Here is an 18,597-nt window from a genome sequence, read left to right on the forward strand (position 1 = left end):
GTCACATACGAACTCATATCGCTGGCAAGGTATAATGTAGTGTCTGCAACTTCTTCTGCTTTTGCAAAACGGCCAAGTGGAATTTTTTGCAAAAACGCTGTTGAAGCCTCCCCTTCTTTAAGGTAATTTGTCATATCAGTTTCAACAAATCCCGGAGCTATTGCATTACAACGAATGTTTCTGCTGCCCACTTCAAGTGCCATAGATTTTGTAAAACCAATAATACCCGCCTTTGATGCAGCATAACTACTTTGCCCTGCATTACCCCGAATTCCAATAATTGAACTCATGTTGATGATGCTGCCCTTTCTAGCTTTCATCATCGGCTTTATCACCTGCTTGGTCATATTAAAAACACTCTTCAGGTTGGTCGTCATTACATCATCCCACTGCTCGGGGGTCATACGCAGTAAAAGATTATCCTTACTTATTCCGGCATTATTTACACATACGTCTATTGTTCCAAATTCCTTAATTGCCGCATTTACCATTGCCTCACATTCCGCAAAAACACCTGCATTACTTTTATAAGCTTTTGCTTTCACGCCAAGTTCTTTAAGGCGCACTTCCAAAGCTTCTGCTTTCTCGTCACTACTTACATAAGTAAACGCAATACTGGCTCCATGCGCTGCTAATTTTAAAGCAATCGCCTCGCCTATACCGCGGCTTGCGCCTGTAACAATCGCAACTTTCCCTTCAAGAAGTTTCATATGCATGTTTTAATTATGGAGTGAGCAAAAGTAAATAAATTGAACATCCTTGCGTCGCACCCTTGTACTTTTTATTCTTCCGTCAACAACCACGTTTTTAATAGATGACCTTAACAAGCAATGCACTTAGTAACAAAAGAGAAAATACCCTGGTAGCCAAAAGCATTTGCTTTTGCTCTTACAACAAAAAAATGGAAACAAAAATATGGTCCAGGTATTTGTAAACTAAACAATGAAAAAACAGGTTCTTTGAAAGAATGGAGGCCGGCAATCATTTGAAGGAAGTTGTCTTGCCGAACCATTTTCGCGCCGAACCCACCAAACACCTTCTTCAATTAATACCGACGGAATGTCCATGCTAAAAAACCAGCCCTAGTATTTTGAACACTGGTAAACTGAAGTATTGAGATTGTAAGTAGGCCGGGATTTAATATTCGAACGGCCAGTACAGCTAAAGGTTTACAGACGAACGAAATGCGACGCAACGATGATGCTATAAAATACAACTGCCTGTACCCTTATAAATATCAAATTATACTTTTTATCAAAAACACTTGCTTACTTGTTCGCTGTTTGCAATAGCAAGTATCTCTTCAATATATTTTCTATCGTTACTTAAACGCGGCACTTTATGCTGTCCGCCGAGTTTGCCCTTGCTTTTTAACCATTCTTCGAAAACGTACTTCTTTAGCGACTGAACTACCGGCATCTTCAGCGCGATGTCTTTATGGCGCTTTGCCTCATAATCGCTATTGACGTTTTTTAAAGCAGTATCGAGTTCGTAGGTAAACAGGCCAAGGTCGGAAGGAGCTTTTTCAAATTCAATTAACCACTCGTGACCTCCATTTCCATGCTCGCTAAAATAAATGGGTCCGGCAGTGTAGTCTTTTACAATAGCGCCGGTTTTTTCACTGGCTGCCGCAATTGCACGGTCAGAGTTGTCAACGATAACTTCTTCGCCAAAGGCATTTATAAAGTGTTTTATCCGACCTGAAACTTTAATCTTAAAAGGAGCCTTTGAAGTAAACTGAATAGTATCGCCAATAAGGTATCTCCATAATCCACCGTTCGAGCTGATAACTACTGCATAGTTCCTCCCGATTTCGACTTCATCTAGTTGCAGGGTTTGTGGCTTTTCCTTTCCATATTCTTCTACAGGCATAAACTCGTAGAAAATGCCATGCTGCAAAAACAGTAGCATCCCTTCTTCAGTAGGGTTGTTCTGGGCTGCAAAAAATCCTTCGCTCGCATTATATAGATCCAGGTAGTGTATAGGAGCGCCAATTAGTTTTTCAAACTGTTCCCTGTAAGGTGTAAAAGAAACGCCTCCATGTATGTAGAGCTCCAGGTTCGGCCAAACTTCTTTCAGGTATTGTTTGCCGGTAATTTCGAGTATTCTTTTAATTAATACTACCGTCCAGGTAGGCACCCCACTAATGCTGGTTACATTTTCTACAATGGTCGTTTCGGCAAGTTTTTCAATCTTGGTCTCCCATTCGTCTAATAAGGCAATAGATAATTCCGGCGTTCTTAACCAGTGGCCCCAGAAAGGTGTATTCTGCATTAGTACCGCACTCAGATCTCCGTATTGTGTTTCTTCATTTAATTTACTAACCTGGTGGCTTCCTCCAATAACAAGACCCTTACCCATCAAAAGGTCGCTATCAGGATTATAATTGTAGTATAAAGTCAGTACGTCTTTTGCACCCTGAAAATGGCTCTCCTCAAGGCTCTCGTCTGAGACAGGGATGAACTTACTTTTCTCACTTGTTGTACCGCTACTCTTTGCAAACCATGTTATTGGGGTGTTCCAAAGCAGGTTCTGTTCACCTTGCATGCACCGCTCGATGTAGGGTTTCAGATCGTCGTATTCATGAATGGGAACGGCTTCTTTAAAACTTTTAAGGGTATATAAATTTTCGAAACCAAATTTCCGTCCGATTTCTGTATACTGGGCAGAGGTTATCAAATCCTGCAATAATTCGAACTGAACAGTCACCGGGTTATTCATCCAATGTTCAATTCTCCAAAGCCTAAATCTGGCTAATCTTGATATGGCAGGGCTTAAAAGTCTCATTAAATTTATTAATGGCAAATATATATATGATACTAAAACTGCCGTGATTAATTTAAGCTTGTGTTAACGCTTACGATGCCGCGGCAATGAATCTCGAATACTAATCCTATAGTTATGCAATGGAACTAGCAACGTTGAAACATAAGAATCAAAACAAATTCATCAGATTACTGTTCTCTATCTTTGCAAAAAATTTTTAAATGAGGAATTGGTTATACTTTCTATTGTTGACGTTTACTATTGCCTCTTGCGGACAGAATAATGTAATTGTTGATAATAGTCTTAAAAAGTTCTTTGACGATAATCACGTACAAGGCACTTTCGGTTTGTTTAATAATGGTAACGGAAAGTTTACTATCTACAATTTAAACCGTTTTAAAGATAGCGCTTACTTGCCTGCATCTACATTTAAAATCATCAACTCTCTTATTGCGCTGGAAAGCGGTAAGATAACGGACGAAAAAATGGTGATCAAGTGGGATGGTATACAGCGCAATGTCGCAGAATGGAACCGCGATCTGAGTATGGAACAGGCTTTCAAGGCTTCCGCCGTCCCCTACTACCAGGAAGTAGCGAGGCGAATTGGAAAGGACACAATGCAATTTTGGCTTGATACCCTGGGCTACGGATCAAGGTATCAGAAACCAAAGATTGGAAAGGTTGATACTTTCTGGCTTGATAATTCTGTAAAGGTTACCGCCGATGAACAGTTAGGGTTAGTTAAAAAACTTTATTTTGATCAGTTGCCTTTCCAAAAAAGGAGTATGCGGATTATGAGGGACGTGATGGTTATGGAGAAGAACTCTAATTACACCCTTGCTTATAAAACCGGGTGGGGCTTTCGTGAAAACGGCAACTCATTGGGTTGGATAGTTGGGTGGGTGGTAGAAAACCAACATCCTTATTTTTTTTCATTAAATCTGGAGGGGCCGCAGAACATGCAAATGGCTGAAACCAGAATCAATATTTTGAAGGGAATCTTAAAACAACTAGGTTTCCTGGCTGGCACAATGTGATTGGTTCATTTTTTGTTTTCCTTAGTAAACATCGGTGTAGCTTGCGCTAAATGCACTTTTTTATTTAATGGTATCATTTCAAAATACAGACTTTTTACTCGGGCTCTTAGTCCTAATTCCTGTCACATTACTATTTGTAATGGTTCTTCGGTGGAAGAAAAAAGTAAAAAAGCAAATCGGAGATGAAGAGTTGGTTAACTCACTTACTTCTGATTATTCTCCTACATATTTCAATTATAAATTTCTTTTAATTCTTGCTGCCCTGGCTTTATGCATTATTGGCGCAGCAAATATGAGAACGCCGGCGCCGGGAAATACTGGCAACAGGGCAGGTGTAGATGTAATGGTAGCGCTGGATGTAAGTAATAGCATGCTGGCACAAGACGTTAAACCAAACCGTTTAGAAAGAGCCAAACAAGTTCTGGGAAAGATCATAGACAAGATGGGCAATAACCGGATGGGAATGGTAGTGTTTGCTGGCCAGGCTTTTCTGCAGATGCCGCTTACAACTGATCTTGCTGCTGCTAAACTATATGTTTCGAATGCCAGTACAGATGCTGTACCAACTCAGGGTACTGTGATTGGAGATGCACTAAGATTATGCAATACCTCGTTAGATACGAAGGAAAAAAAATATAAAGCAATTATACTTATTTCTGACGGTGAAGATCATGATGAAAAGGCGACCGCTATTGTAAAAAACTTGCAAGACAATGGAGTAGTAGTGCATACTATAGGAATTGGCTCTCCTGACGGGGCACCCATTTTTGATCCCGGGGCGAATGATTTCAAAAAAGATGAAAGTGGAAACACTGTAGTATCAAAATTAAACGAGCACGATCTTCAGCTTATTGCAACACAAACAGGCGGCGAGTATCATTTGTTCTCTACCTCAGATGAGGTTGCAAGCAGGGTTGTTGCATCAATAGATCAAATGGAAAAGAAACAAATAGGGGGAACCGGGATAAGGGTTTATAATTCTTTCTTCCAATGGTTTTTATTGATTGCTGTTATTTTCCTTTTGCTTGAAATAATTATTCCTGAACGAAAAATGAAGTGGTTCACATGGGGAAAATAGCACTTACAACATTATTCGCAATCGTTACTATAGTTGCTAATTGTCAGCAAGAAAAGCCTTTGGTAATAAAAGGCAACGAGCTGTACAAAAGACAACAATATGATAAGGCTGCCGAAGAATACCAGAAAGCTACTGATCTAAATGACAAGAATCCGCTTGCAATGTATAATCTTGGTAATGCCCTGTACAAAGGTAAAAAGACAGAAGCTGCCGAAAAAGTGTATAGCAGCGCAGCCGATAATGCAAAGGATGCAACGGGAAAATCAAGAGCTGTTTATAATAAAGGTGTTGCATTAACACGCCAGCAGAAATTACAGGAAAGTATAAGTGCTTATAAAGACGCTCTTCGCTTAATTCCTACAGATGAGGAAGCAAGGCAAAACCTGCAAAAAGCGCTAAATGAATTAAAAAAGCAGCAACAACCTAAGGAGGATAAGAAAAAACAGGATAAGGACAACCAGAAGCAAAAGCCAAACGACCAGCCCAAAAATAAAAGCAAGCTCAATCAAAAACAGGCTGAACAAATGCTGAATTCCTTAAGACAGGAAGAGAAAAAGCTGCAACAGGGTATCCAGAAAAAAAATAATACCGGCGGTGCAAATAGCAAAGATTGGTAGCGGATCAATTAGGAATTTATCAATTTGAAAGCCTTCTTCGTAACTCCTAAGTACCCAATTCCTAATTTAATATCATCATGCAATTATATTGTAACTCCTTAACGGAATATAAAAGATTAGTTACCCGCGAAGTCAAAGTTGGAGATCTGGTATTGGGAAATAACCACCCAATAAGGCTTCAAACCATGACTACTACTGATACCATGGATACAATTGGTACTGTTGAACAAACAATCCGTTGTATTGAAGCTGGTGCTGAGTTGGTTCGCATCACTGCGCCAAGCAAAAAAGAGGCAGAAAACCTACGCAACATAAAAGAAGAACTGAGACGACGGGGCTATACAACCCCGTTGATTGCAGACATACACTTTACCCCCAACGCCGCGGAGATTGCGGCGAGAATTATTGAAAAAGTACGCGTTAACCCAGGCAATTACGTCGACAAAAAAAAGTTTGAATTTATTGAATATACCGACCTCGAATACAACGAGGAAATAGACCGCATCAGGGAGCGCTTTACACCTCTTGTAAAAATTTGCCGCGAGTATGGAACAGCTATGCGCATTGGAACCAATCACGGCAGTTTAAGCGATCGTATTATGAGCCGCTACGGCGACACGCCAATGGGCATGGTAGAAAGTGCGATGGAGTTTTTACGTATAGCAAGAGCAGAAAGTTATCACAGTATTGTGCTTAGCATGAAGAGTAGCAACCCCCAGGTTATGGTACAAGCTTACCGGTTGCTTATTCAGCAAATGATGCAGGAGTTTAACGAATGTTACCCTTTACATCTCGGCGTAACCGAGGCTGGTGATGGCGAAGATGGAAGGGTTAAAAGTGCCGCAGGCATCGGTACGTTATTAGAAGACGGCATCGGCGATACTATTCGCGTAAGCCTTACCGAAGATCCCGAATTTGAAATACCCGTTTGTCGTGATCTTGTTAAAAGATATGAACCCAAGCCGACGACAGGCAGCAACACTCATCTGCCATCTGTCAACACTCAACTGTCAACTTCTTCCCCTGTCATTCCCCCTGTCGACAAAATTCCGTACGATCCCTTTATTTATAAAAGACGAGCCACCTTTGCTGTAGATAATATTGGAGAAAAACATGTACCGGTCGTAATTGCTGACTTTAGTAAAATAGATAAAATTTCGCCGGCACATCTGCAAAGTATTGGCTATACCTACAATGAAGCAACAGATAAATGGACTATCAGCGATGCTGCTGCTGACTATGTTTTTACCGGCAACCAAATGTTGTCTTTCGCGTTGCCGGGCACATTAAAGGTGATTGTATATCCCAGCGCGTGGCTGCAGGCCGAAGACAAAACAAAGTACTTTCCCATATATCAGGATAGTGGTTATGTAAAAGCCGATATAAGAAGCCACCTCAATTTTGTAATGATTGACTGCTTTAACGACAGCACGTCTGTAAATGACTTTACTCATTTAGATGCGTTCGCTAATGACCCGACTGTCGTGCTTTGTCTTAGCAGCACACATCCTCACCCAATGCCCGCAGTCCGTCGAATGTTCATGGAATTAGAGCTTAGAAACATGCACAATCCTGCGGTAATTATTTGTAACAGTTACTGGCAAACTGCTGATGAACATCTCATTCATTATGCTACTGAATGTGGTGCTCTTTTGCTAGACGGTTTCGGTGATGGCATTTGTCTTGGTATGAACAGCAATGCTTACAATAATTCTGTAAACAATGCTTCCGGCAGAAACTATTTCAACAATTCAACTGTCGAACAGTTTATCAATTCAACAGCTTTTAGCATTTTGCAGGCAACCCGCACTCGCATTTCTAAAACTGAGTATATCTCCTGCCCTTCCTGCGGTCGAACCCTTTTTGATTTGCAGGAAACCACAGCAAAAATTCGTGCAGTTACCAACCATTTAAAGGGGGTTAAAATTGCCATCATGGGTTGTATTGTAAACGGTCCGGGCGAGATGGCTGATGCCGATTTCGGCTATGTAGGCAGCGGTGTGGGTAAGATTACTTTGTACCGTGGTAAAGAGGTGGTAAAGCGTAATGTAAACAGCGATATTGCCGTGTCAGAATTAATCATGCTGCTAAAAGAAAGTGATGCATGGGTCGAGCCGGCTGTTTAAGAATGGTTTTTTAGCCTAAGTTTTTTTCTTTTGGTACCGGCTATTGGTTTTCAATTAAACATCGTTGCGTCGCACACTGCAACGGCTTATTTTTTATTCATCAATCAGCACCTGTTTTTTTACCCGGCTTGAAATAAAAGGACAGATGCTAATTGATATGCCGACGAAGTGATTGCGACGCAACGATGCCGCTATGAAAACAATAGCTGGAATTATAAAAATTTCATTTATTTATTAATCTACTATTTCCCTCTTTACCCCGTTAATCTCCATTATCAAATCTTCTCCATAAGCCCCGGCAGGTGTTTGGTATCCTGCTTTAAAATTACCCTCTAATATTTTTTTGGCGATAAGCAACGTGCAATAAGCAGTAAGTGTATAAGCATCGGGTCCTGACAATCTCGCTGTTCTTGTGTTTCCTGCTTTATCTGTCACTTTCCCCCAAACCAAGCTGGTTGCTTTTTCCCTCTTGGAATCATTCAAACCGGCGGGGGCCTTGTCAATTTTCTTTTTGACAAGATTCTTTACCAGCGAGGTTCGCAAAAGCCAGTTAAACAAAAACTGGAACTTCAACAGCCAGTAAGCTGCGGGAGGTACGGCAGTATAACTTTCTATATCAGGGATGCCTGTAGTAAGATAAGCGGTATATACGTCGCCCCATGGCAGGCCCATTACAAACAACTTTTGCCCTCCCCCAAAATCAACTCTCATTCCCTTATGACCTACCGGAACAGGTGTAAGCTTGCCATCTTTCCTTACTGCTCCCGGTTCGCCTAATTTCTGCACCGTGGTGGTAGCAGTTCCGTGAGAAAGCCCTCCGCCTGGTGTGGCAAAAGCCAACTGTAACGAGGTAGCAGACGGCAATAACTTTTTTAGAAACAGTGCAGTACAATCAGTCGGAACAACGTCGAACCCGGCCCCCGACATAATCATAACTCCAGCTTTTTTTGCAGACTCATTGTAAGAATACAACAACTCATACACATCCATATCGCCATTAATGTCCAGGTAGTGCGCCCCCGTTTTTAAACATGCATCCGCCATTGGCTTTGCTGTATGGTCGAAAGGACCAGCACAATGCACCACTACTTTTACCTCGCGTAGTGCAGCTTCCAACGCAGCGGTATCGCTAAGATCAAATACTTTGTAAGGCATTGTAAGTTTGTCAGCTAAAACTTTCACCGCCTCTTTGCGTCTTCCCGCAAGAATGGGTTGCAGATCATATTCTGAAGCAAACCTTGCTATCAGTTCACCCGTATAGCCATTTGCCCCGTAAAGTAAAAATTGGTTCTGTTGCATAAATGAAAAGTACTAACAAATTATGAGAAGCGCTTTAAGTACACCTGGAGAGAAAAAAAGTCTTCCCACCTTTTGTCTATTTAAGATACAATAGCAAAAATCGATAAAAAGTTTGGCCCCGAAATGCTATTTTCAACAGTTCTGTTTAATCCGGCTGCTTCCTGGCGGGCATCCTATTTATAAGGTTCAGCATCTAATTATCACTGCATTAATTAAAATCTAAAAAAGCTACCTTTTCTGCAAATGGAAGGATATTTGCCGGTAAGAGATTTATCCAATTTTTAAAAATATTGCTTTTAAAATCAGTTATAACCAATGAAATTATCCATTGCTCTTTGTTGTGCATTGCTTTTCAACACTAGTCTTTTTGCCCAGCTTAATATTAGCCTGCCGGCAGCTACTTCTATTTTCGACCGGCACCAGGCTTTTAACCCGGAATTTTATCCGAACTACGGCGATGAGTTTCGTACTTCTTTGGGAACTCCCGGTCCTAAGTACTGGCAAAACGCGGCAAACTATAAAATTGACGTAACGCTCGATGACGCCAATCACTCCGTTACTGGAACCGTATTGATTACTTACAAAAATAACAGCCCTCAAAGCTTGCCATTTCTATGGTTGCAGGCCGATCAAAACATTTACAAGGTGGAGTCGCTTGGAGTTGCACAAACAGCAACAGGCGGGGGCAGATGGGCTAATCAGAACTTTAACGGAGGCTACAATATTCAATCAGTAAGTATTGTAAAGGCAGGCAGAGAAACAAAAGCAGATTATCTTATTTCCGACACACGCCTACAGGTACAACTGCCCCAGGCTGTAAAAGCAAATGGTGACTCAGTACAGGTTAAGATCAATTATTCCTTTATTATCCCCGAATACGGTACCGACCGTCTTGGCCGGGTACAAACAAGAAATGGATGGATTTATGAGGTTGCACAATGGTACCCCAGAATGTGCGTGTTTGATAATGTGCAGGGCTGGAACACGTTACCTTACCTGGGCCAAGGTGAATTTTATCTTGAATACGGCAACTTTGAATACAACATTACGGCGCCTGCCAGCCACATAATTGTTGGCTCTGGTGAGTTACAAAACCCAACCGAGGTTTTAACTGCTGCACAAGTAAACAGGTTAAAGCAGGCAAAACAAAGCAACAAAACAATAATGATCAGGGATGAAAGCGAAGTTACAAACCCTCTTTCGCGCCCGGCCGGCAAAAGCAAATTAACCTGGAGATTTAAGTGCCAGAACGCACGCGATATTGCATGGGCAGCTAGTAAAGCGTTTATTTGGGACGCGGCTAAAATGAACCTTCCAAATAATAAAACTGCTTTAGCAATGTCGGTGTACCCTGTAGAAAGCGCGGGCGACACAGCATGGGGCCGTTCTACTGAGTTTGTGAAAGGATCACTTGAACATTACTCAAACCAATGGTATCCATACACCTACCCCGTTGCCGTAAACGTGGCCGGTGGAGTCGGCGGAATGGAATACCCGGGAATTGTTTTTTGTAGTCTCAGAGCCAGGAAAAAAAGCCTTTGGGGCGTTACGAGCCATGAGTTTGGTCACAACTGGTTTCCTATGATCGTCGGAAGTAACGAACGAAAGTACGCATGGATGGATGAAGGCTTTAATACCTTCATAAACACCATAGCCAACACAACTTATAACAACGGTGAGTTTGGCAACGACACCACCGGCAGGTACGCCCTGGCGAAGCAATATTTTTCAGATAGAACAGAAAGCATTTTTAATATTCCTGATGTCAACTCTCCCATGAACTGGGGTATCAATAGTTATAACAAGCCTGCATTGGGCCTTCTGTTGTTGCGCGAAGAAATTCTTGGCCAGGAAAGGTTTGATAAGGCTTTTCGTTACTACATAAATAGCTGGGCTTTTAAGCACCCTACCCCGTGGGATTTCTTTCGCACCATTGAGAATTATAGCGGAGAAACGCTCGACTGGTTCTGGCGCGGCTGGTTTATAAATAACTGGAAGTTCGATGTAGGTGTAGCAGATGTAAGATATATAGAAAGGGATCCGGCAAGGGGCGGTTTGGTAACAATAGAATTGTTACAAATGATGCCTTTGCCGGTAACCGTACAGGTAACCCAGGCAAACGGAAAAACCGAACTTATAAAACTGCCGGTTGAAGTGTGGCATCATGGCAGCAAGTGGACGTTTAGGGTAAATTCTACAGACAAAATAACCTCTGTGGTTGTCGATCCGGGCAAAAGATTACCGGATATAAATGAAGCTAACAATATATGGGCAACCAACCTGTAACGGGTAAAAAACCTTTTGTATTTATAGTAGAAAAGCGGGGAGCAACCTCCGCTTTTTTATTTTGTGTGCATCAAACATCTGGCACTGCTATACGGGGTGCCCGACGCAAAAGAGTGTTAGAAATGGTGGTAACAGCTTAGGCTGATTGTGTCATTAAGGAGCGAGTTAGATGAGGTGTACGAAAACAATTTACTCCCATACACATACCGCCAAAACAAGGCAATTTTAATCCCTTGTTGGAATTATTCACGGTTTGTACATCATAGCTTCAAGTTCAAAATTGTATTACTACCCCTACAATTTTTAACTCGCTGTCAGGAACCGGAGAAGAATTGAACAACGATTACCGTTACCTGAATTGTCTTTAACCTGTCTAATGTCTTCCTGAACCCAATATTTCCCGTACCCATCTTATACCCGATCATTTGCTGCATTATTACAAAGAGTGGTACATAAAGTGATAGGCGCTTTCGGCCTTTCAATAAGCGAAACAAGCACTTTCCTTTTTAATTTAACCGCAGTACCGAAGAAAGGTTACATCTATTAGCAAGGGTAACGAACCAACGGATTCTATTTTGAATTGTTATTACAGCAATGATGAACGCAAATGATGGTGAAAGAAGCATTGCGGAATAAGTACAGCTACGTGCAGGGTAGTAGAATGTCCTATTAAATATTTATCTGGATTTTTTTTTGAACCAAACATCAGTTCTTTTTGCTACATCGTTGCGTCGCACACTTGTACTTGTACAACTTTTTGCAGCAAAAACCCTTGTCAGCTACCTGTTTTAATTCCTTTTTTTTTGATTTTCTACTCTTCCAGGTGTCAAAATTACGGGATCAACTAAGGGGTGAAAAAGGGCGTTGGCAATATTCATCTTCTAATTTCCGAAAAGAGTTATAAAGTGCTCTTGTGATTGCTCCTGGTTTTCCATCACCAACAATAACATCATCAATTTGTAAAACCGGTAAAAGCCTTTTAGTTGTACTGGTTAAAAATACTTCAGCAGCATCCTTCAAATCCTCAGTAGTTACCATACGGGCTTCTGCCATAAATTTTTTACCAGCAATTTCCAATACCTTCTTTCTTGTAATTCCATGTAAAACGTTTTCTGCAGGTGTTACAACTGCACCGTGTTTTGTTACGACAAACACATTTGACCTCGGAAACTCAAATACCTCGTCGTCTTTGTAATAAAGTACATCATCAGCTTGCTTAGATACGAGCTTATCGCGAAGATAAATAGCCATCATGTAGTTGATTGATTTTACCGACGCCAGGTCACGCAAATATTCATGCAGTATTATCTTAATTCCTTTCTCAAATCTTTCCTCGGGAGAGATCTCTATTGGTTGTTGGGTAATAATCAAATTAGGCTTTCCTGGTTCAAAGCCATCCACAGAATATCCTCCTGTCAGGATCAGTTTAAAACCTGAAGTCGCAATCTTATTCCTATCAATCATTTCAAAAATAATCTTCCTTAAATCCGCCCTGCTATGTGGTGGCTCAAGACGTAGCTGAGTAGCGGAATTGTAAAATCTGTCAAGATAGTCATCTAAAAAAAGAGGTACATGATTGCAGGTCCGGAAAAAATCAAAAATGCCAAAACCTCTCTGAACCGAAAGATCACTTATACCAATGAAAGCTTCCTTTTCATCAACTAAACGGTCGTTTATAAATACAATCATTTCTGCTCGTTTATTCAATTTTGTCAACAACTGCTACATTATAATATTTTCCTTCAAGCCACTCTTTTCAGGATAATCAGTATTGAAATGTAAACCGCGACTTTCTTTTCTGAAAGAAGCACCTTTTACAATAAGATATCCCACACTAATAAGGTTTCTAAGTTCGCACAATTGAGGGGAAACTTTAGTAGATCGGTACAAATCTTCCGTTTCCTCAAACAACAGGTCCAACCTTTTTAAAGCTCTTGTCAAACGAACATTGGTTCTAACAATACCCACATAATCACTCATTATTTGTTGCAGCTCTTTAAGGCTTTGGGTAATCAGGATCATCTCTTTAGGTTCCCTTGTACCTTCAGCGTTCCAATCAGGAATATTTGCTTCTTCCTGTACAGCTCCCACCGGGTGTAAGGCCTCCAGTTCCTCAAATTTTTCGATTGACTGTAAATATGCTCTATGCCCAAACACCATTGCCTCCAGAAGACTATTGCTGGCAAGGCGGTTGGCCCCATGCAAGCCGGTACTTGCGCACTCCCCACATGCAAAAAGGTTTTTAATTGAAGTCCTGCCCAACTCATCTGTTTTAATACCTCCGCAACTATAGTGTGCCGCCGGTGCAACGGGTATCATATCTTTTGAAACGTCAATGCCTATGCTCAAACATTTTTCATATATGTTAGGAAAGTGATGAATAAATTTGTCAAGGGGCATGTGTCGGCAGTCAAGAAAGACATGCTCCGTACCATTTTTTTTCATTTCGCTGTCAATTGCCCGGGCAACAATGTCTCGCGGAGCAAGATCCCTTCGTTCGTCATACCGCTCCATAAATGGTTCGCCAAACTTATTTCTAAGTATGCCGCCGTCGCCCCTTACAGCTTCCGTAATTAAAAAAGAAGGCGATTCGCCCGGCTGAAACAAAGCAGTCGGATGAAACTGGATAAATTCCATGTTTTCAATTCTGCCCTTTGCGCGGTACACCATTGCCACCCCATCACCGGTTGCTATAATAGGATTGGTGGTGGTTCTATAGGCCTGACCGTTTCCACCAGTGGCCAAAACAGTAACCCTCGAAATAATTTTTTCTATATCGTTACTTTCTAAGTTAAGAACATACACACCATAACATTGAATGTCTAAAGTAGATTTTGTAACCAGGTAACCCAGGTGATGTTGGGTTATCAGATCAATTACAAAACAATGGTTGATTAGCGTAATATTAGGAAGGCTTTGTATTTTTTGGATGAGCGCTCTTTCCATCTCTCTTCCTGTAACGTCCTTATGATGCAAGATTCGGTTTACACTATGCCCGCCCTCTTTGCCTAGTGTATAATCACCGTCCGGGTCCTTGTCAAATTGTGCCCCCCACTCAATAATTTCCCTTATTCTTTCCGGACCTTCCTTAACAACAATTTCTACAATTTTTTCATTGCAAAGTCCGTCGCCCGCAATAAGGGTATCTTCTATATGTTTTTGGTAGCTGTCATTTTCGTCGTCCCAAACCCCGGCTATACCACCTTGTGCATACTTGGTATTTGTTTCATCCGAATGGGCTTTCGTTATTACGGTTACCTGCTTGCCGGGTTTTGCTTCTGCAACTTTTAGTGCGTATGTAAGTCCTGCTATTCCGCTGCCTATTACCAGAAAGTCTGTTTGCATGCAATTCGTTTCTTGCTTGATTGATTTATTCTGCTTTAAATAATTTTTAAAGATAAATGTCTTTAAGATAAAGTTGAGGAAAGTGAAGCGCGATAAGTAAAGGGATAAGTAAAGTTATGATGAGGCCGTCTTTATAACTACTGTGTAGCTTTTGTTGCGTCGCACTCGTGTACGGCATATGTAGAGGGAGCAAGCGGTACCGTAACAGGGACTGCAATTAATAGAATGGAGCTTTTTTTAAACTTTTTAATAAATCGTGTCTTTTGTTTTTATGAAAACCCCTACTTTTGCAACCCCGCGGATGTGGCGAAATTGGCAGACGCACTAGACTTAGGATCTAGCGCCGCAAGGCATGTAGGTTCGACCCCTATCATCCGCACAAAAAAGGACCTTCGAAAGAAGGTCCTTTTTTTATTGATGAAATTGCGCCGCTTAAAACAGTAGAAGTCGTTTTTCCTTTCGTAGATATTTAAATCCTTAGCATTTCTTTTCCAAGCTCATGGATAACTTGTTCAATCAGTTTAGCTCTTACAGTCGTTTCACCTCTACGATTTTAATTGGTAACATTCCTGGTTCTCGAAGCACTAAAGCATAATAATGTCGTTACTATACCCATATTCTTTTCTGCAACTATAAATTTTAGTGGTATAAAGGCATTTTGTACAAAGACAAATGTTCAACAGAAACATACTGACGAACGGAGCGTCGCAACAAAAGCTGCATGAAAAATACTCTGCTGATAACCCAAAAATAACTTGCACCAATACCAAAAAGCGGTTTTAAAGTAGATAAAATTATAATACATATTTTTTTCGGCTCTAAAACTTACCTTCGCAACCCAAAAATTTCAGCAAGCTTTCCCGTTTGCCCGAAGTCTTTTTAAATATTTACATAAATAAATTTAGTATGGCAACTGTTTCAAGAGAGAATATAGGTAAGCTGACAGACAAGTTAACTGTTACGCTGTCGAAAAATGATTACATGCCCGCGTTTGAACAATCGCTGAAAAAATACGCTAAAACTGCAAACATCCCGGGATTTCGTAAAGGAATGGTTCCGGCAGGAATGATAAAGAAAATGCACGGATCGGGTGTATTTACTGAAGAGGTGCTTCGTACAGTAGAGAAAGAATTAAACAAATACATGCAGGATGAGAAGCTGGACATTTTTGCACAGCCATTACCTGTTGAAGCAGACGCGCGACAACTGGACATGAATAATCCTGCAGATTATGCATTTGCCTTTGAAATAGGTTTAAAGCCTGCTATTGATATTGATGTTAAGAGTATTACCGTTACCCGTCACAAGGTGAATGTAACAGATGAAATGATTGAAGAAGAAGTAGAGCGCTTAAAGGTACGGCACGGCAAGATGACGGACCCTGAAGAAGTAACCACCGAAGAAAACGTGCTAAACGTAACATTTGCTGAAAGTGATGCCGAAGGAAATGAATTGGAAGGTGGTATAAACAAAGGCAATTCTGTACTTGTAAAGTACTTTGCAGCAGCGTTTAGACCACAGTTAATGGGTAAGAGAAAAGATAATACAGTGGTATTGCAATTAAATACAGCTTTTGAAGAAAAAGAAAGAGAGTGGATCACCAGCGACTTGGGCATTGCGGTAAATGAAGAAGGTGCAGCTGATAAGTATTTCAAGATGACCATTACTAAAGTGGGCCTGGTAGAAAAGCCTGAAATGAATGAAGAATTCTTTGCGCAGGCTTTTCCCGGAAGAGATATAACAAATGAAGATGATTTTCGTATGGCCGTAAAAGAAGGTATAGAAGCTACATGGGATGCACAAAGCCGTAACCAGTTGCATGACCAGATCTATCACCAATTGATAGACCATACACAAATCGAATTCCCCGAAGATTTTTTAAAGCGCTGGATGCAGCAGGGACAGGAAGAACCTAAAACTGCCGAAGAGGCAGAAAAGGAATATCCAACTTTTGCCAACTCTTTGAAGTGGACTTTAATTACCACACAGCTTACTACCCAGAATGAAATAAATGTAGATCCGGCCGAAATTAAAGAGTTTGCGAAGCAGCAGATCCTCGGTTATATGGGCGGGCAAAGTTTAGAGGATGCGCCATGGCTGGATAGCTATGCAGACAGCATGCTTAAAGACAAAAAGTTCATTGAAAACACTTACTATCAGCTACAGACAACGAAGTTATTCAACGCGCTGGAGCAGCAAGTGAATGTGATTGAAGATGTGGTATCTCCTGATGAATTAACTGCTATGCAGCATAATCATAGCCATTAAGGCAGCACAACTATTAAAAATAAGGTCAGGCGAAGGTCTGGCCTTATTTTTTTGCATACAGTCGTTTGTAAAAGACCGAACAATTGAAATAACGGAGGGTTTGTGAGTGCTATTTTGTCGCATTTCTTGTTTTGCATAGTATTTGAATGAAAGGATAACCTATTAACTAACAACACTTATATTCACTTAAATAAATTTTTATAAATGAATTTTGGAAAAGAGTTCGAAAAATATGCTGTGAAAGATCATGGTATAAGCAGCGCCACACTGCATAATTTTCAGCAACACCAGGTTACGAATCTTACTCCTTATATCATTGAAGAAAGGCCAATGAACGTCGCCAGCATGGACGTGTTTAGCCGTCTGATGATGGATAGAATTATTTTTTTAGGCGAAGGAATAAATGATTACGTAGCAAACATTGTTACTGCTCAATTGCTTTTTCTTGAAAGTACAGATCGCGGTCGCGATATTCAGATGTATATCAACAGTCCTGGTGGCAGTGTATATGCTGGTCTTGGTATTTACGACACTATGCAATTTATAGGTCCGGATGTATCTACAATCTGTACAGGTATGGCTGCAAGCATGGGAGCCGTGTTGATGTGCGCGGGTGTAAAAGGAAAGCGAACCGCTCTAAAACATAGCCGTGTAATGATGCACCAGCCAAGTGGCGGAATAGGTGGACAAGCAAGCGACATTTTGATAACAGTAAATGAGATTAAGAAAATTAAAAAGGAACTATACGAGATCATTGCTTTTCACGCAGGAAAAACTGCTGAGGAAGTAGCAAAAGACAGCGATAGAGACTACTGGATGAGTGCAGAAGAAGCAAAGGCCTATGGCCTTGTAGACGAGGTATTGCTTATAAATCCACGAAAGCAGAATAAAGATTAAGCAAGCCTGAGTAAAATAAAAAGTAAAAAGAAGAACAGTTTTAATTTTTGCTTTTTGCTTTTTCAGAGCCACCTATTTTTAAAACAAACATTTTCAATACAATGATTACATCAAAATATACAACCAACTCTTTTAGAATGGATGATGAAGAGGAAAAACCTAAAGAAGAACAACCTTCTGTAGAAAGTAAACTTTTAGCAAAAAAGATGGAAAAACAATTCTTCGAGAAAAGAAGCGTTTATCTATGGGGAGTTGTTGATGACAAAAGTGCAAGAGATGTAGTAAGCAAGCTTTTATTATTAGACACGGATAAGCCCGGCGAAGAAATAAAATTTTATATAAATAGCCCTGGTGGAGTAGTTACGAGCGGCATGGTTATTTATGACACGATTAAGCTAATCAGCTCTCCTGTAAGTACTATTTGTATGGGTCTTGCAGCCAGTATGGGATCTATTTTATTAAGCGTGGGTGAAAAAGGCAAACGCTTTATTTATCCTCATGGCGAGGTAATGATACATCAACCAAGTTTGGGTGGTTATTACCAGGGAACAAGTGCAGACCTCGAAATACAAGCTGTGCAAACGCAAAAAACGAAAGAGTTGGGTGCAAGAATATTAGCTGAAAACTGCGGCAAGTCGTTCGAACAGATTATGAAAGACTTTGACCGCGACTATTGGATGGACGCAAAAGAAGCTGTGGAATATGGAATTGCCGACAACATATTAGAGAAACTGTAGGTTTTTGTTAAAATGCTCCCGCTACTACAATAGGCTTTTTATTTAGGCCTGTTTAGTAGCGGTTTTTTGTAAATTTGCAGTTCTATCACTGAATAAGTAGAAATTTTGCAACTCTATCCTTCTTTTATTATATACATTCCT

Annotated in this window: 13 protein-coding genes and 1 tRNA gene; 9 read left to right on the forward strand and 5 right to left on the reverse strand. The window is 40.7% G+C overall.

Features of this window, described 5'->3' with window-relative positions:
• Nucleotides 1–710, reverse strand: a 710-nt coding sequence (gene fabG, locus JWR87_RS17125; protein ID WP_297822432.1) for a 3-oxoacyl-[acyl-carrier-protein] reductase, incomplete at its 3' end; no start/stop codon positions are given.
• A 544-nt stretch (nt 711–1,254) separates the two neighbouring features.
• The gene (locus JWR87_RS17130; RefSeq protein ID WP_297822434.1) at nt 1,255–2,787 is read right to left on the reverse strand and encodes a GH3 auxin-responsive promoter family protein; all 1,533 of its coding nucleotides are present in this window, start codon (nt 2,785–2,787) and stop codon (nt 1,255–1,257) included.
• Nucleotides 2,788–2,987: 200 nt separating this feature from the next.
• On the opposite strand from JWR87_RS17130, the gene JWR87_RS17135 reads away from it, so the two are divergent.
• The 4 genes from JWR87_RS17135 (at nt 2,988) to ispG (ending at nt 7,624) form a co-directional block, all read left to right on the forward strand.
• Nucleotides 2,988–3,803, forward strand: a complete 816-nt coding sequence (locus JWR87_RS17135) for a penicillin-binding transpeptidase domain-containing protein (RefSeq protein WP_297822436.1) — start codon at nt 2,988–2,990, stop codon at nt 3,801–3,803.
• Nucleotides 3,804–3,870: 67 nt separating this feature from the next.
• Complete coding sequence (locus JWR87_RS17140; RefSeq protein WP_297822438.1) at nt 3,871–4,881, forward strand: VWA domain-containing protein; 1,011 nt, start codon at nt 3,871–3,873, stop codon at nt 4,879–4,881.
• On the forward strand, nt 4,869–5,498 hold the full coding sequence (locus JWR87_RS17145) for a tetratricopeptide repeat protein (RefSeq protein ID WP_297822440.1): 630 nt from the start codon (nt 4,869–4,871) through the stop codon (nt 5,496–5,498). The genes JWR87_RS17140 and JWR87_RS17145 overlap by 13 nt, the downstream gene beginning before the upstream one ends.
• A gap of 77 nt (nt 5,499–5,575) precedes the next feature.
• Nucleotides 5,576–7,624, forward strand: a complete 2,049-nt coding sequence (ispG, locus tag JWR87_RS17150) for a (E)-4-hydroxy-3-methylbut-2-enyl-diphosphate synthase (protein WP_297822442.1) — start codon at nt 5,576–5,578, stop codon at nt 7,622–7,624.
• Between the two features lie 234 nt (nt 7,625–7,858).
• On the opposite strand, the gene JWR87_RS17155 is transcribed toward ispG, so the two are convergent.
• Entirely contained in the window at nt 7,859–8,923 is a 1,065-nt protein-coding gene (locus tag JWR87_RS17155) for a saccharopine dehydrogenase NADP-binding domain-containing protein (protein ID WP_297822444.1), read from the reverse strand.
• 315 nt (nt 8,924–9,238) lie between these two features.
• Here JWR87_RS17155 and JWR87_RS17160 point away from each other — a divergent pair, with 315 nt between their 5' ends.
• Nucleotides 9,239–11,209 carry a M1 family metallopeptidase gene (locus tag JWR87_RS17160; protein WP_297822446.1) on the forward strand — a complete coding sequence of 657 codons (1,971 nt, stop codon included), beginning with the start codon at nt 9,239–9,241 and terminating at the stop codon, nt 11,207–11,209.
• Nucleotides 11,210–12,049: 840 nt separating this feature from the next.
• Here JWR87_RS17160 and JWR87_RS17165 read toward each other — a convergent pair.
• Together JWR87_RS17165 and nadB are read right to left on the reverse strand one after the other, a co-directional pair.
• Nucleotides 12,050–12,898 carry an aminotransferase class IV gene (locus JWR87_RS17165; protein ID WP_297822448.1) on the reverse strand — a complete coding sequence of 283 codons (849 nt, stop codon included), beginning with the start codon at nt 12,896–12,898 and terminating at the stop codon, nt 12,050–12,052.
• A 33-nt stretch (nt 12,899–12,931) separates the two neighbouring features.
• Nucleotides 12,932–14,554: an L-aspartate oxidase gene (gene nadB, locus JWR87_RS17170; RefSeq protein ID WP_297822450.1), complete on the reverse strand. Its 1,623-nt coding sequence runs from the start codon at nt 14,552–14,554 to the stop codon at nt 12,932–12,934.
• 297 nt (nt 14,555–14,851) lie between these two features.
• Between nadB and JWR87_RS17175 the strand changes: the two genes are divergently transcribed.
• The 4 genes from JWR87_RS17175 to JWR87_RS17190 all read left to right on the forward strand — a co-directional run bounded on the left by JWR87_RS17175 (nt 14,852) and on the right by JWR87_RS17190 (nt 18,456).
• Nucleotides 14,852–14,933 (forward strand) — tRNA-Leu (locus JWR87_RS17175).
• Nucleotides 14,934–15,460: 527 nt separating this feature from the next.
• Nucleotides 15,461–16,822 (forward strand): trigger factor, encoded by a 1,362-nt coding sequence (gene tig / locus JWR87_RS17180; protein WP_297822452.1) that lies wholly within the window; start codon nt 15,461–15,463, stop codon nt 16,820–16,822.
• Between the two features lie 204 nt (nt 16,823–17,026).
• Entirely contained in the window at nt 17,027–17,719 is a 693-nt protein-coding gene (locus JWR87_RS17185; protein WP_297822454.1) for an ATP-dependent Clp protease proteolytic subunit, read from the forward strand.
• A gap of 101 nt (nt 17,720–17,820) precedes the next feature.
• Nucleotides 17,821–18,456 carry an ATP-dependent Clp protease proteolytic subunit gene (locus tag JWR87_RS17190; RefSeq protein WP_297822457.1) on the forward strand — a complete coding sequence of 212 codons (636 nt, stop codon included), beginning with the start codon at nt 17,821–17,823 and terminating at the stop codon, nt 18,454–18,456.
• Nucleotides 18,457–18,597: the final 141 nt, after the last annotated feature.

This window comes from Segetibacter sp., assembly GCF_025963695.1.
GTDB lineage: Bacteria > Bacteroidota > Bacteroidia > Chitinophagales > Chitinophagaceae > Segetibacter.

Bases quoted from the DNA above. Each gene is read 5' to 3' on its own strand.
- JWR87_RS17130 (WP_297822434.1), bottom strand. From the start codon at position 2,787: ATGAGACTTTTAAGCCCTGCCATATCAAGATTAGCCAGATTTAGGCTT.
- JWR87_RS17135 (WP_297822436.1), top strand. From the start codon at position 2,988: ATGAGGAATTGGTTATACTTTCTATTGTTGACGTTTACTATTGCCTCT.
- JWR87_RS17140 (WP_297822438.1), top strand. From the start codon at position 3,871: ATGGTATCATTTCAAAATACAGACTTTTTACTCGGGCTCTTAGTCCTA.
- JWR87_RS17145 (WP_297822440.1), top strand. From the start codon at position 4,869: ATGGGGAAAATAGCACTTACAACATTATTCGCAATCGTTACTATAGTT.
- ispG (WP_297822442.1), top strand. From the start codon at position 5,576: ATGCAATTATATTGTAACTCCTTAACGGAATATAAAAGATTAGTTACC.
- JWR87_RS17155 (WP_297822444.1), bottom strand. From the start codon at position 8,923: ATGCAACAGAACCAATTTTTACTTTACGGGGCAAATGGCTATACGGGT.
- JWR87_RS17160 (WP_297822446.1), top strand. From the start codon at position 9,239: ATGAAATTATCCATTGCTCTTTGTTGTGCATTGCTTTTCAACACTAGT.
- JWR87_RS17165 (WP_297822448.1), bottom strand. From the start codon at position 12,898: ATGATTGTATTTATAAACGACCGTTTAGTTGATGAAAAGGAAGCTTTC.
- nadB (WP_297822450.1), bottom strand. From the start codon at position 14,554: ATGCAAACAGACTTTCTGGTAATAGGCAGCGGAATAGCAGGACTTACA.
- tig (WP_297822452.1), top strand. From the start codon at position 15,461: ATGGCAACTGTTTCAAGAGAGAATATAGGTAAGCTGACAGACAAGTTA.
- JWR87_RS17185 (WP_297822454.1), top strand. From the start codon at position 17,027: ATGAATTTTGGAAAAGAGTTCGAAAAATATGCTGTGAAAGATCATGGT.
- JWR87_RS17190 (WP_297822457.1), top strand. From the start codon at position 17,821: ATGATTACATCAAAATATACAACCAACTCTTTTAGAATGGATGATGAA.